At 45.9% G+C, this 15348-nt stretch carries 10 protein-coding genes; 6 read left to right on the top strand and 4 right to left on the bottom strand.

The window, feature by feature from the left end:
• Positions 1-147: 147 nt before the first annotated feature.
• Together V202x_RS26000 and V202x_RS25995 are read left to right on the top strand one after the other, a co-directional pair.
• Complete coding sequence (locus V202x_RS26000; RefSeq protein ID WP_145179791.1) at positions 148-3846, top strand: FG-GAP-like repeat-containing protein; 3699 nt, start codon at positions 148-150, stop codon at positions 3844-3846.
• Between the two features lie 89 nt (positions 3847-3935).
• Positions 3936-4778: a hypothetical protein gene (locus V202x_RS25995; protein WP_145179789.1), complete on the top strand. Its 843-nt coding sequence runs from the start codon at positions 3936-3938 to the stop codon at positions 4776-4778.
• A 9-nt stretch (positions 4779-4787) separates the two neighbouring features.
• Here the strand turns inward: V202x_RS25995 and V202x_RS25990 are convergent, their stop codons facing one another.
• From V202x_RS25990 to V202x_RS25975, 4 genes are all read right to left on the bottom strand, one after another.
• Positions 4788-6266 carry an FG-GAP-like repeat-containing protein gene (locus tag V202x_RS25990; RefSeq protein WP_197993101.1) on the bottom strand — a complete coding sequence of 493 codons (1479 nt, stop codon included), beginning with the start codon at positions 6264-6266 and terminating at the stop codon, positions 4788-4790.
• A 32-nt stretch (positions 6267-6298) separates the two neighbouring features.
• Entirely contained in the window at positions 6299-7450 is a 1152-nt protein-coding gene (locus tag V202x_RS25985) for an SGNH/GDSL hydrolase family protein (protein WP_145179785.1), read from the bottom strand.
• Positions 7451-7575: 125 nt separating this feature from the next.
• Positions 7576-8172: an NADPH-dependent FMN reductase gene (locus V202x_RS25980; protein WP_145179783.1), complete on the bottom strand. Its 597-nt coding sequence runs from the start codon at positions 8170-8172 to the stop codon at positions 7576-7578.
• Between the two features lie 264 nt (positions 8173-8436).
• On the bottom strand, positions 8437-9441 hold the full coding sequence (locus V202x_RS25975) for a DUF1559 domain-containing protein (protein ID WP_145179781.1): 1005 nt from the start codon (positions 9439-9441) through the stop codon (positions 8437-8439).
• 348 nt (positions 9442-9789) lie between these two features.
• Between V202x_RS25975 and V202x_RS25970 the strand changes: the two genes are divergently transcribed.
• The 4 genes from V202x_RS25970 to V202x_RS25955 all read left to right on the top strand — a co-directional run bounded on the left by V202x_RS25970 (position 9790) and on the right by V202x_RS25955 (position 15320).
• Positions 9790-11217: a sensor histidine kinase gene (locus V202x_RS25970; RefSeq protein ID WP_145179779.1), complete on the top strand. Its 1428-nt coding sequence runs from the start codon at positions 9790-9792 to the stop codon at positions 11215-11217.
• Entirely contained in the window at positions 11195-12607 is a 1413-nt protein-coding gene (locus V202x_RS25965; RefSeq protein ID WP_145179777.1) for a sigma-54-dependent transcriptional regulator, read from the top strand. The genes V202x_RS25970 and V202x_RS25965 overlap by 23 nt, the downstream gene beginning before the upstream one ends.
• Positions 12608-12641: 34 nt before the next feature.
• Positions 12642-14126 carry a sulfatase gene (locus tag V202x_RS25960; RefSeq protein ID WP_409996692.1) on the top strand — a complete coding sequence of 495 codons (1485 nt, stop codon included), beginning with the start codon at positions 12642-12644 and terminating at the stop codon, positions 14124-14126.
• A 231-nt stretch (positions 14127-14357) separates the two neighbouring features.
• On the top strand, positions 14358-15320 hold the full coding sequence (locus V202x_RS25955) for an AAA family ATPase (protein ID WP_145179773.1): 963 nt from the start codon (positions 14358-14360) through the stop codon (positions 15318-15320).
• Positions 15321-15348 lie beyond the last annotated feature (28 nt).

The following is a 15348-nucleotide window of genomic DNA, read 5'->3' as shown; positions in this document are numbered from 1 at the left end:
ATGTGTGCAAATGTGATCTTTTTATTGTAAGATTGGTATGAATTCAAGTCAATCAAGTGATAGTGAGTCGACTGACATCCGCTGGTGGCAAGTGTATCCTTTGACAAAGTTCGTTCTTGATTTCATTTTTTGTAAAAAGGTTTATCTATGCCGTCTCGGTCATCACATTTTGCGTTCATAGTGGCTGTGATTCTGTTTCTAGTCGCGTTCGCAGTATTTATAACCGTCAAAGCGCCGCCGCTGAATCAGGGGCCAGCCGCGAAGGAATTGATTTCCTACGAAAAGGCGAATGAATTACTGCGATTTAAAAATGAAGGCATTGCTTATCTGGAAAATGCACAGTATGCAGAAAGTGATCCATTGCTGGAACGTTTGACAGAAGAACTCCCCAGAGAAGTAATTGGCTTTCGTAATTTAACCATCTGCCGCTTGTTACAACTGACACCCGAAAAAATACAGGCTGACCAGGAATTTGCTAAACAGGCAATTAGTACCGTTAATCAATTGATTCAAATCGCTCCAGATTCTGGTGTCAGCTATGTTCTCTCAGCACGAATCTATACTGCGCTGGGTGACCTTCAACAGGCTTTAGCTGCTTTACAACGTGCGATTCAACATAATCCAGAAGATGCTGCCGTCTGGTATGAGTTATCAGAGGTACAAAAACAGATTCAAAAACCTGAGGAGCAGGAGAAAGCAAAGTCTTCACTTGAAAAAGCCTGGGAACTGCAATCGGATAATCTGTTTCTGACACTCGATTATTTACAAGTTGTAGTAGGTCAGAAAGCAGAACAAGCTGTTCCTGTGTTTGAGAAAGTCAAACAGTTGGCTGGTCCATTGGCAGACAGTGTCAAAGATCATACAAGGCTGGATTTAAACAAACTGATAGACGATTCAGTGACCGCGATTCGGGATCAAAAGTGGAAACTTGTGATTCGAAACGCACGAATTCTGAGAAATGTGTTGATAGCAGAGGATTTAGTCAAAAGTGATCGACGACGTGTAGAGCAGAATCCGCTTGAGTTTGTGATACACGATTTTCCGGCTGAATTTTATACTGCTGTCGAGTGGCCACCACGACAAAAGCCTTTAACGGTTGAATTTGCTGAACCTGATCCATTGAAATTTTCTACGGAACTACCACCTGATATCAGAGATTTACAGATTGCTGACTTCGATCTGGATGGTAAGCCAGATTTGATTCTGTTGAGTGCAGAGCAGGTTTCCGTGTTTACACAGAATGAGTCCGGGATTTGGGAAATCATCGTGAACCAAACTAGTAATGGAGATTATTCTGAAGTCCACGCAGTAGATTTGGACGCAGACGTGCAACAGCTAAACCAGGCTGCTTCCAATCAAAAAAAAGAGCAAACACTGTTTCCAGTGTCGCCGTCCCGCGATGCAGATTTGGATCTGGTACTTTCTGGGAAATCAGGAATCAAAGTTTTCGAGAATCAATGGGATTTTAAAACGGGAAAAAGAACACTCGTTCTGAAAGCGCAAAAGAATGATCTGGCAGTATTAAGCGATGTACTGGCTGTCAATTTTTCTGACATCGACCATGATGGTGACCTGGACCTGGTGGCTTCGACTTCTCGCGGATTATCACTCTGGTCGAATCGAGGTGATTTTTCCTTTCAAGATATCAGTATGAATTCTCAGTTACCTCCTGACAGTCTGGCGGCGACCTCTATTGTACGTGTTGACTGGGATCGGGATGTCGATCTTGATTTGATCTTATGCAGCCGTCAATCGAAGCAGGCAGGCTATCTGGAAAACTTGCGCCATGGCCGATTTCGCTGGAGACAATTTGACGCAAAAGAAAAAGAGTCAGCCATTAATCAGTTTGAGGAATGTCGACTGGCTGATTTTGATCGCAATGGTTCATGGGATCTGATTGGTATTTCCGGAGCACAGATGATGTTGGCAGAGACGAACCGACCTCTACCGGGAAGCGTGCAGATTGCCAGCGTGCGACCTCTCAAAGAGGCAGAGCCTGTCAAGAACGCCGAGAATGCAATGCTACAGACAGGGGATTTAAATAATGATGGAGTTTTGGATGTGGTGGCGTCGAGCTCAAATGGATTGCAGCTATGTTTGGGAACAGCTGAGCAGAAGGCAGGTCAAACTGTCTATGTGCAAGACCAAATGATCGAGTTTCCTAGGCCGATTCAAAAATTCTTGCTATACGATCTGAATCAAGACGGCAGCCTCGACGTGATTGCCGTTACAGAAAACCAAATCGTTCAAAGACAGAATAAAGGCAATGATTACCATTGGCTTGATATTTCACTCCGAGCAGAACAGGTTAAAGGAGAAGTCAAATCAGCCAGTGGTCGTGTGAATCATTACGGAATTGGAAGTTTGCTGGAACTACGGAGTGGTACGATTTATCAGCCACAAATTGTAGCGGGGCAGTCGACACATTTTGGTCTTGGTAAACAAACTGTAGCTGAAGCGATTCGTGTCCTATGGACTAATGGAATTCCCGTAAATATTATCAATGCGAAAACCGATCAGCGAATTTATGAGAAGCAGACTTTGATGGGATCTTGTCCTTATCTCTATACCTGGGATGGCGAACAGTTTTCTTTTTATACAGATCTGCTCTGGGCGGCGCCTATCGGCTTGCAGTTTGGCAAAGGCATTGTGGCCCCTTGTCGTGACTGGGAATTTCTCAAAATTGATGGCGACCGTTTAAAAGAAAAAGACGGTTCTTATGAATTACGGGTGACAGAAGAACTTTGGGAAGCTGGTTATTTCGACACCATACAGTTATTGGCGATTGACCATCCAGCGGATGTCGAAATTTTCTCGAATGAAAAAGTCGGTCCTCTCGATCTGGCTGCGTTCAAAATTCATACGGTAAAAAACTCACAATTACCTGTTGCTGCTATCAATCAGAGAGGTCGCGACGTACTGGCAGAGATTAAACACGCCGATGATGTCTACGCGAAAACCTTCGATCACAAATATCGCCAGGGACTGACCGAAGATCATTTTCTGGAACTGGACCTGAATACTGAAGCGGTACTGAATACGAAGACGCCACCACGGTTGAAATTGTTTCTGACCGGTTGGATTTATCCGACAGATACCGGTATCAACTTGGCTTTATCGGAAAATCCATCGATGCCGTCGCCTCGGCCGCCGTCTCTGTCGGTTCCTGATGAGAACGGCGAATGGAAAACTGTCATGCCTTTCATGGGATTTCCTGGCGGGAAGACGAAAACAATTGCCGTTGATTTGGCAGACCAGTTCTTAACTAACGATTATCGCGTACGAATTAATACAAATATGGAATTCTACTGGGATCAGGCTTTTTTCACTGTAGACGAAGAATCAGCGGAATTTATGATGAGAGTGCTGCCGCTGGAATCAGCGACATTGAAATATCGCGGGTTTTCCACTCCCATTAATCATCCTGGAAATGGCCCGGAACGTTATGATTATGAAAGTCTGTCGTCAGACATCCAGTGGCCACCGATGCAAGGGGGGTTTACACGCTATGGTGATGTGAAAACTTTAGTGGAATCTGCTGACAATCGTCTGGTGATCATGGGCGCCGGCGATGAGATGCGGTTACGATTTGCAGTATCAGCAGCACCAGATAAACCTGGTTGGAAACGCGATTTTATCCTGCATAATGTCGGCTGGGACAAAGACGCTAATTTGCACACAATTCTAGGGCAATCAGTAAAACCACTACCGTTTCGGGAGATGGGGGGGTATCCCTATCCAACCCAGAAATATCCAGACGATAAGGTGTTACAGCAGGACCAAACGCAATATCATACGCGTCGGCAAAACAGTGCCCGCTTCTGGAACGCTCTGCAGAAACCCTGAGTATTTTTTTATGAGTGCATTTGCTTCTGATTTACGATAATATGATTCTTGGTGTTCTTTTTCCTTATCTCGATCAGGTGTTCAAGACGATGCGCTTTTTACCTCGTAGTTTTTCCTGTATTTTGTTTCTGGCATCCTTTTGTACGACTGGTGTGAGTCGAGCTCAGGAGATGTTGTATCCTTTGTCTGTAGCAGCTTCTGACAAAGGGACCGTTTACGTCGCGGATCGGAAGTTACCGGGAATCTGGAGTGTCGAGAAAGGGAAGACCAAAAGTTTCTTCACCGGTTCCAAAGTATTTCGTACTCCTTTGAATGCGGTTCGCTGCGTTACAGTAGACTCGCAAGGGCGAGTCATCGCCGGCGATTCCTCGACGCGCGAAGTGTATCGTTTCGAAAAAGAAGGCGAGAAACCAACACCGTTAACCAATGGGGGTATCGGGATTCCCATGGATGTAGTGGTAACAAAAAACGGCGATCTACTCGTTTCTGATCTGGAATTACATCAAATCTGGAAGGTTCCCGCCGTGGGAGGGGAACCCACACTTTTTGCAAAAGTGAGCGCACCCCGTGGGTTAGCGCTCGATCAGGCAGAGAATCTTTGGGTTGTTTCAGGAACCGCGGACCAGCTTTTGAAAGTCAGTCCCGATGGCAAAGTGACGGTGGTTGTCAAAGGACGTCCCTTCAACTTTCCTCATGACGTGGTCGTGCTCGACGATGGGACGGCAATTGTCAGCGATGGTTATGAGAAAGCACTCTGGAAAGTCACAACTGATGGAAAAACGGAAAAATGGGTGTCCGGTGATCCTTTCAAAAATCCGGTTGGTATCACACTACAAGGCGAAAATGTTCTTGTTTCCGACCCACACGCGAAAACGGTGTTTTCGGTAGATCCCGAGAAAAAAATCAGTGATTTATTGAAGCCTGCGAAATAGCGTCAGAACCTAATTTGATTTCACAGGACCTTCATTCCACCAGATCGAAAACCATTCATTTTGGTCAGTGTCCTGAACTTCAAATGCTCCGACTGCCAGATCAAGGTCTCCATCCTCGTCAAAGTCACCTGCTTCGATCACTGCATGTTGTCCATTTGAAAAATCGAGAGGGTGTCTACTAAACTGCCCCGGTGCTGTCTGTTCGTACCAGACAAGTGTGTTGCGAGGTTCCTGATAATTCCACGTCATCGTACAGGCAGCCAGATCGATGTCGCCGTCTCCATCAAAATCTCCGTGAGTCGCGCAATACGCGCCAGTCAGAACTGCGATATGATGATGTTGAAAAGGAAACGTACCCTTGTTTTCCAGCCATTGCACGGAGTGACTGGGGCGTAATTCAAACGAATCCATTGTATCGCCATTCGTATACAGCAGGTCGAGATCTCCATCCTGATCAAGGTCCACCAGTGAGATACTGGAAGAGCCATAGGCGGGTTCTGGAGCCTGGTAGATCGTCTTTTTTTTGAAGCGACCTGCTCCCTGATTCAAAAAGGCTTCGATGACTTCATGCTCCTGTGAAAAGAGTGTGATCAGATCAGGCAGACCATCATGATTCAAATCTGTGATTAAAACATGACTGGCACCATGACGACCATCGAGCACCTGAAATTCGAATTTCAAACTTGCTTTCGAAGGCGAGACATTTTTCAGATAGAGTAAACGTCCGGTATCTCGCCAGCCAAATTCGGCAATGACAAGGTCCAGGTCTCCATCTTTGTCGAAGTCAGCCGCTTTTACATCGGCGACACGTCCTAATCCTTCCTGGAGGGTCTGTGGTCGATAAGCTTGCTTTTCATTATCGAATACCAACAATGCCACCTTGCCAGAATCATGATCCGCTGGACCGAAACTACCCAGGTCCGCAATCAGATAATCATCATTCTGATCCAGGTTCAGATCGATGCGTTCGATGTGGGCCGGGTTCATCAATTTCGCCACAGGATAATAGCTGGGCTTGGATGAATCGAACTGAATCCACCCGACTTCACCCGAACCCATATCGGTCATCAGGAGTTTTCCTGATTCATTTGCTCCTGGGATCCAATTCAAATGCGAAATGCTGGGCATTTGTTTGTCAGACTGTTGCGGAAACTCTACTTTTCTAAACTTGATAGGACCTTGAGGGGTATCGACAATTGGTATTGGTAAATCATGTTGTTCTGGAGCCTGTGTGACGAAGTATTGAATCACTTCGGCCATGGGTGGTACGCGCAGATTCTTGCGCGGGGATAATTCATAGTGTGCATATTCTCTGGGGATCTGCATCCGCCAGGCTTCTTTGGTTAACACACTTGGATCAGGACAGAGATGACAACTTCCGCAGAAGCTTTGAATTTCGGCATGAAACTCCTGAAATTGAGCTTCAGGTGGAAGTGCAGCATTCGGTTTAACGCCGTCTTCCTGCTTTTCACAGGATAGCGATAACATAAGAATCATGCATAAGCTGAGGCGAATTTTCATTATTGAGACTGTTGGTCAAGAATAGGTTTTAGTACTTTTTCAAATGCATTGGCCTGTCTGAAAAAACCAAGGTCGGTGGGGTGAGATCCATCGACAGTATCTTCGCTGTCATTGCCCAGCAGAGATTCCCCATCCAGATAATACAGATGTTTAACACCTGCTTTTTTCAGTTTTTGATAGGCTTCCTGGAGCGCCTGACGGCTCGTACGATGTCTTTCCTGGCTACTCTTTTTGAGATAAGCATTTGAATAAGTGCGATCTTCTACAAGTAAGATCGGAGTGTCTGGATGCGCTTTACGTAATGTGTTGACGATGGACTCAGTCTCTTTGGCAACCACGGGTGCGGTTACATTGGGCAGGCAATCGATGATGAAGACGCTGGCGTCCAATTCGGCTATCAGCTTCGCGACTTCCGGTTCCATGCGCCCATTGCCAGAAAATCCGAGGTTGATCACCGGACGATTCAGCCTGCGGCCTAGAATGGCAGTATGAACCATGCCGGTTCGAGAAGCACAACCTCCCTGAGTGATCGAAGTACCCCAGAAGACCAGTGGTTTATTTTTACCTGGCTGTCGCGCGGGGGCTTTCCAGAGATGACTGGATTCCGGGATGCCAATCTCAACCGATTTGACACCATTGTAGAGTGGCAGATAGAGAAAATACTCTCGTTTTCCCGGCATCAGGCCTGAGATCAGAGTGACGCTATTTTCTTTTTTTGAAGGGCGGCCTACTGCCAGCCAGCGCCACTTGTCAGAATCGGTTTTGACATAGAGATCTAAGCCACTGACACCAGTTGCAGCCATATGATTCATTGCGATATTGGCAGACGTCAGTTCCCATTTTGCTTTGATCGTGGTGGCATCTGTGACAAAGCGAACGGCAAGACCAGCTGAATGTTTACTGAGCGACCAGACTGGAGGGCGAACAACGCCTTTTGCTTTTTTGGGTAGTCGATCAAAAAATGTTTCCGTATCAGTCCAACCTTTGCCTTCGACACCCAGGTTCTTGATATCGAACCAATGCGTTTTATCTTTTTCATCGACCTTGAATGTAGAGACTGGTTGCGTTTCAGCAAAGACATCTTGTGATAGAAAAAAAGAAAGTACAAGAATCGCAAATACTGATAGCCGAGCGCTGTGTTTTAAACTCATGATTTTTTCCGTGGTCAAGTCTCAGGATGTGAATCAAATCTGAACTTATTTCATATTAGCAGTAGCAATTATGAAAAAGAAAGTCGATTTTAATGGTGGAATTCAAAGTTTCTCCAAGTTAGTTTTCAGGAATCCAGTTTATTGAGTTGAGCAATAAACTTTGATAGCTCTCGCCCTTGAGTCAGAATTTGCTGCTGCTGTTTTTCATTTTTCAAATTACCGGATTCATCGAATGCATCATGGGCACTGGACACGGCCAGTTGTGCGGGGAGCATGATGCATCCCAATCCACCAAGAATTGCTCGTAAATGAACGAGTCCTCTGAGACCTCCTAATCCACCGGGAGAGGCACTCATCAGTGAGACGACTTTCCCACGAAAGGCAGGCAATGACCCGGGAGCTTCACCCGCATCCGCGCGGGTGGCCCAGTCGATGGCATTTTTCAACACGGCTGAAAGTGAGCCATTATATTCAGGTGAGGAAATCAAGATACCATCACTGTCAATCAGCAGTTGTTTGAAATCGCGGGCAGCTTCATTTTTTCCTTCTTTCGTTTCCAGATCTTCATCGAATAAAGGCATGGGGAAATCGCGCAAATCGATCAGCTTCACATCAGCCCCTGATTCTCTGGCGCTGTTAGCTGCAATTCTTACTAAACGTTTATTATAAGAGTTCTCACGTGTACTACCGGCGAAAGCTACAATACGAGGTTGGTAGCTCATATTTCTCATTCCTTAATCTATTAATCTATTTGAAGTATCTCGAATCAGAAAAGCGCTTTGCTTGATTGTTTCATTGTTGTAGATCGATAGGAATTTAGGGAAGGCTATGAAAGAAGAATTCACGTTTTTTTTGGTAGTTTCGGTACGTGTTGGAAGCTCTGGTTTAATGTTAAATTTTTAAAATGAGACAACACGTTTACAAAAAAAGGAGTTGACCTGAAACCAGGTCAACTCCTTGGGATTGAGTCATAAAGCGACTAAAAATCAGAATTCACCCAGGACTTCGCCACCACTTCGTGTGCCTAATGCGCGCCAGATATCAAGAGAAATATTTTCGCTGATAGTACGCACTGAACCATCGACAAGGACCGCGTTGACGACTCCTGTATGATAGCTACGTGAAGTAATAATGGCATAGGTGGGAGAGCCGGCACTTCCATCTCTTCCTTCCTGCCAGGAATTAAAGTCGGCATCATATTCTGTGCCCGCATTGCTATAAGACACATGAGTATTGGGATTCATCGTTACAGTAAAACCGGTATGATGCACTCGGCCATCGGGCCATTCAGTGTGTCCTGTATTGACTTTAAAATTTGCTCCCGATGCGACGATGGTTGCAGCTTCGCCTGCATTATTCGGAATTGTCGTCGTTGACGGTCCTCCATTTCTAGTATAGGCCTGCCAACCTTTCACTTCCGCTGCCAGCAGAGTATTGCTGGTTCCATCTGTAAATGTCGCCATTGTTAAACTGGCGTTTGGGAAAAAAGCGCCATTGCCACCACTTCCATTGGTGGGGTCATACACAAACCAGGTTCCATAATTGAAACCGTAATTTGTAGGATAAAGCTTCACTCTTCCACTACCCGGATCACGCACACGATCGCTATTCGGATCGCTAGGGCAGGCATAAACGGGAATTTTTAAGCCATCGATGGCAGTTTGGAAGTCCCAGGCTATGGAGAGGTCTACATTGTTATAAAGACTTCCTTGTTCAAGCAATGGTAAGATACGACCATGCACGCCCCATGAGCCGTTATTTCCGGTTGAAGTCACTGATAAATCGACGCTTGCCCCGGGAGGCAGATAGCGATAGCTGCTGGTGTAGTTATGAACTGCCAACCCTAATTGTTTGAGGTGATTTTTGCACTGGGTACGCCGGGCTGCTTCGCGTGCCTGCTGCACCGCGGGCAGGAGTAAGGCGATTAAGATCGCGATAATGGCGATCACCACCAGTAATTCGATTAATGTAAATCCACGTCTGTTACGCATTAAAGAGTTTCCTTGTCGTTGTACATGATTTTTTCAGTAGTTCCATTTTAGAAGACCATGACGCAAAATGTGTACCGAAACGACTGTTTTCCAGGGACTTCCGTAATTTCCTGAGTCTGGAGTTCGGTTTATACCGACTTGAGACTAGTTCGGCCTGCAAACAATCCCGGAACGTGTTCTTAAAATAGACACAAGCGCTGAAATGTACGACATATTACCGGCTTACATTCTCAAGTGATGTGATCAACTGCGAGATAAATCTGTCAGGTTAATCATGTTTTCTGCTCCCCACATGACTTAAAATGAAGGTGATCGGAACCATTTTAACAGTAAGAGAAAGCACCCTTGATGATGCGCTGGCCGTTGAGATATCAGATTCTCATTCCCATGGTGGGAATTATGGTTTGTGCTATTGTGAGTGTGACCCTATTACACGCTTATCTCTCGACGAATCAAATCAAGTTGCAGATTCGTGATCAGTTTCGTCAAATTGCGCATACTTTGAATGAAGCGACATTTCCGCTGACGGAAGCGGTTTTAAATCAAACCAAAGGTCTCTCTGGAGCCGACTTTGTACTCGTAGGGAAAAATGACGAGGTTCTCGCTTCGACCCGCCCTGATTTTGTACCACAGGCTGTTGCAGTTGGACCTCCTATGTGGAATGAGTTACAAATTTCCGATGTACTTCAAACTGGCGATGCTCCTTTTTTTCATACCGTCGTAAAAATTCAACCACGTTCCCCAACGCAGGGGCAACAGTATCTGCATATTTATTACCCAGCGAAAGAGTATCGGGATGCATTATCGAATGCCATATATCCTTCTCTGATCGCAGGCAGTGTTGCGTTGGCAGTGGTCGCGTTTTTGGCAACGGTGATTGCAGCCCGCGTGACACGGCCCCTGCAACGTCTTGACAAAAAAGTTGCGCAGATTGCACACGGAGATTTTCAGCCCATGATTCTACCAATCCGCAATGATGAGATCCGCGATTTGAGTATTTCGATCAATCAAATGGCTGAACTGTTAGGTGATTATGAAGATGAGATCAAACGCAGTGAGCGGTTGAAAACTTTGGGGCAGATACGAGGTGCGATTGCACATCAGTTACGAAATGCTGTCACGGGTTGTCGCATTGCCCTGGACTTACATCTCCGTAAATGTGCCGAGAGTCAGGATGAAACGTTACAGGTTGCCAATCGTCAGCTATCGATGATCGAACAGTATTTACAAAGTTTTCTGGAGAATAAGGGGGGCGATGTTTCCCGTTTTGGTCCCATTTGTCTCAATGAGATCATTTCCAAAGTAGTAAGTCTGGTCATGCCGACTGCGAAACATTTTGGAATCAATCTGGAAAATAACGCCGCTTCAGATTCAATTACCGTTCAGGGAGATTCCGAAGCTTTGGAGCAACTGATTTCCAATTTGATCTTGAACGCGATTGAAGCGGTAGTTTCCGCTGAGTCGGAAAAAGACTTGATGGCAGGCGATGTTGGTCAAGTCAGTATCAGACTATTTCAAAGTAGTCCGGAGTCTGTTACTTTGGAAGTACAGGATACAGGAGCAGGTCCAGATTCAAAAATTATCAGTAAAATGTATGAGCCACTCGTAACTGACAAAAAAGACGGAACCGGGTTAGGCTTGTTTGTGGCCAGAAAAATTGTGAAGAATCACGCCGGGCAGATACGCTGGGAGCGGCAAGATCGGACGACATGTTTTGTCGTCGAATTGCCTTTGGTGAACGCGGAGAAAGAGCATGTCGAAATTACTAATCGTTGATGATGAAGAATCCATTTGCTGGGGTTTAAGCCAACTGGGTGAAAGTCATGGTCATCAGGTGATGACAGCATCGACTGCAGAGCAGGCGTTGAGCCTTGCCGAGGAAGATCGTCCCGATGTCGTTGTGATGGATGTGCGTTTGCCAGGTATGGACGGACTGACTGCGATGCAGGGGCTTCGTGATCGAGTTGGTCCTGTGCCCGTGATCGTTATTACCGCTTATGGTGATTTACAAACAGCGGTCGAAGCTGTTCGCAATGGTGCCTTCGATTATATTGTGAAGCCCTTCGATCTGAATCAGATGGAACAGGTGTTGGATAAAGCGATTTATGAGTCGCGGCGTGAGGAACCATCGGTCGGAGAGACTCGACAAGTGGACGGTTTGGTTGGTTCTACTCCTGAAATGCAAGATGTATTCAAGTCCATCGCGCTCGTTTCCGGGTCAGAGGCAAGTGTTCTCCTTTCTGGTGAAAGTGGAACAGGTAAGGAGCTCGCAGCACACGCGATTCACCGATTCAGCGAACGCGCTTCAGGACCGTTTATTGCGGTAAACATAGCTTCTCTGAGTGAAAGTCTGGCAGAAAGTGAACTCTTCGGCCATCTGCAAGGTGCATTTACTGGAGCCGAGTCAACACGTGTTGGTTTTCTGGAGCAGGCTGATCAGGGAACATTGTTTCTCGACGAAGTTGCCGATATTCCACTACCGATTCAGATCAAGCTTTTAAGAGCACTTGAAGAGGGAGAGGTCTTGCCTGTTGGGTCAACCCAGCGAGTGAAAACCAACTTTCGTGTGATTGCGGCGACACACCGGAACCTGGAATCATTAATCAAACAGGGTAAGTTCCGACATGATCTTTATTTTCGATTGTGTACTTTTCAAATTGATATTCCTCCGTTGAGAAAGCGTGTGGGGGATATTTGCACCCTTGCTGAATTTTTCCTGGAGCGATTAGTAGACCGTCAGAGTGGGGTGCAGTATCGATTAACTGCAGAAGCGATTTCAGAATTGGAGAAACGTCCCTGGTATGGAAATGTGCGTGAGTTGAGAAATTCAATTGAACATGCGGCCTTACGTGCTCGCGGGGGGACTATCTTGCCTGAGGATTTGCCGGCTCCCGTTTCCAAGTCATTTCTGGGAAGCGAAGAATCAGATGCAGACTCTGATATCATGATTATTGAGTTGCTCAAGCAGTGGGCTGAACAACAATTGATTGATCCCGTTCAGGCTACGAATCTCTATGAAAAGCTTATGGCACTGATCGAACCTCCTGTGATGAATGTCGCATTGGATCAATTTCATGGGCAATGTGCGCCTGCGGCACGCTGTCTGGGGTTGCATCGAACAACATTGAGTAAGAAACTAAAACAATACGGTATTGAAAATAAATGAAGAACATTCAACTGGGTACATCCTGATGAAACAGATGGCGCGCTCGATTCCAATATTAATCTTCACTTTATTGATATGTGAAAACACATTTGTTTTTGCTGCGCAGAAAGCCACGCAAAAACCGTTGAACTTCGTATTCATATTGGTGGATGATCTCGGCTATATGGACGTGGGCTGTAATAATCCAAAAACATTTTACGAAACGCCTCACATTGATCAGCTTGCTGAAACAGGAATGCGATTTACCAACGGCTATGCTGCCAATCCTGTGTGTAGTCCTACACGTTACAGCATCATGACAGGAAAATATCCGACGCGCGTGGATGCGACCAATTTCTTCTCCGGCAAACGAGCAGGTAAGTTTCTGCCTGCACCGTTGAATAATCGAATGCCTTTAAATGAAGTGACCATCGCTGAAGCCCTTAAAGAGCATGGTTATTCGACATTTTTCGCAGGGAAGTGGCACTTGGGACCGACAGAAGAGTTCTGGCCAGAAAATCAAGGGTTTGATGTAAACCATGGTGGATGGCATCGTGGCGGACCGTATGGTGGCAAGAAGTATTTCTCTCCTTATGGAAATCCACGTTTAACCGATGGACCTGCAGGAGAGCATCTACCCGATCGACTGGCCAGTGAAACGGCTAAGTTCATCGATGAACATCGAGAGCAACCATTCTTTGCCTATCTTTCTTTTTATTCAGTGCATACACCTTTGATGGGACCCAAGCCCTTAGTCGCCAAATACAAGGCAAAGGCGCAACGGTTAGGATTGACAAACCAGAAAGAATTTGCAGAGGAAGAGCAGGTATTCCCGGTTAAAGAAAAGCGACGTGTACGGATTCTGCAAAATCACGCCGTGTATGCGGCGATGGTAGAGTCGATGGATCGCGCAGTGGGCAAGGTACTTAATCAATTAGAGGAGTCAGGCCTGGCTGAGAATACAGTCGTCATGTTATCTGCCGACAATGGTGGCTTGAGTACATCTGAAGGTTCTCCTACCTCGAATCTCCCGCTTCGAGGAGGCAAGGGTTGGTTGTACGAAGGGGGAATTCGCGAAGTATTTCTGATTCGCTGGCCGGGTGGAACGAAGCCTGGAAGTACCTGTGATGAGCCGGTGATCAGCGTTGATTTTTATCCGACAATTCTGGACCTGGCTGGTCTACCCGCTAAACCAGAGCAACATCAGGATGGCGTTAGTTTAAAGCCTTTATTGAAAGGAATGTCACGCTTGGATCGAGAAGCCCTCTATTGGCATTATCCACACTATTCCAATCAGGGCGGAATTCCCGGCGCTGCCATTCGTGAGGGAGACTGGAAGTTGATTGAACGTTTTGAAGACGGAAGCGTCCGACTCTACAATCTGAAAGACGATCTGGGAGAGCAGATGAATCTTGCTATAAAATACCCGGAGCGAGTTTCTTCAATGCGTCAAAAGTTACATCGATGGTATCGCGAAACAGATGCGAAGTTTTTACGCGCAAAACCCAATGGACCACAGCCCTGGCAGCCTGGAAAATGAACGGACGTATTTGGGGCTAATAGGTTTTCTATCTTAACAATAGAGATAACTTCATCAAAAATTTAAAATTGATTTACTCACTTCGAAATATTTCCTTGTCGATCCTTTCATTTTTCTATGATCTGTTATAATTCAATATGTCCCTTGGGTTTGTGATGAAATATCATTTTCGATACGTCACATTGCATCTGCATATCCCCTATCAACACCTAATGATGATTGAGAAGTCATATGGCGCAGTCCACATTGCCGGAACAGAGTGAAGATTATTCCGAAATGCTGAGCCTCTTGAGGAAAAATCTGAGTAACGTGATCCGGGGAAAGTCGGAAAGCATTGACCTGATGATTGTGGCGTTGCTCTCCAGCGGTTCAGTTTTAATGGAAGACGTTCCGGGAACCGGCAAGACCACACTCGCTAAAGCGCTGGCACGCTCTTTGGATGTTCCCTTCAATCGAGTTCAGTTCACCCCCGACTTATTGCCAACCGATATTCTGGGGTCGTCGATTTATAATCCGGTCGATGGTACATTTCATTTTCGAGAAGGTCCGATCTTTTGCAACATTTTATTAGCCGATGAAATTAATCGCGCCTCGCCTCGTACACAGTCTGCTTTGCTGGAAGCCATGAGTGAATCGCAGGCGACCATTGAAGGTGTACGTTATATTCTGCCTGCTCCTTTCTTTGTTTTAGCAACTCAGAATCCTGTCGACTTTCACGGCACCTATCCTTTGCCAGAGGCGCAACTGGATCGATTTTTGATTCATCTGCAACTGGGATATCCTGATGCAGAAAATGAGATGGAAATTCTGTTTGCACAGTCAACCGAACATCCGGTCGATCATCTGAAGCGAGTACTCAGCCATGAGGAAGTTGTCTGCATGCAGGATCAGGTAAAATCGGTGCATGTAGATCAGAGTGTAGCTCGTTATATGATCGATCTGGTACAGACCACGCGCGATGATCCACGGTTGAAGTTGGGGGTCAGCCCCCGTGGTTCATTAATGTTATTTCGAGCTTCACAGGCATTTGCCTTCTTGAAAGGCAGAAACTATGTTCTACCGGATGATGTCCAGCATATGACAGACTATGTATTGGCACATCGTCTCATTTTAACTTCGAAAGCAAAATACAGTAGTATTACCAAACTGGATGTAGTGTCTGATATTGTTCAAAAAGTGAAAGTACCCAGTTAGCATTTTATTGAATGAAGATGAGTGGAAT

Origin of the sequence: Gimesia aquarii, assembly GCF_007748175.1 — a bacterium.
Taxonomy (GTDB): Bacteria; Planctomycetota; Planctomycetia; order Planctomycetales; family Planctomycetaceae; genus Gimesia; species Gimesia aquarii_A.
The sequence above is the reverse complement of the archived record's forward strand: the minus strand, read 5'-3'. Positions and strand labels throughout refer to the sequence as shown.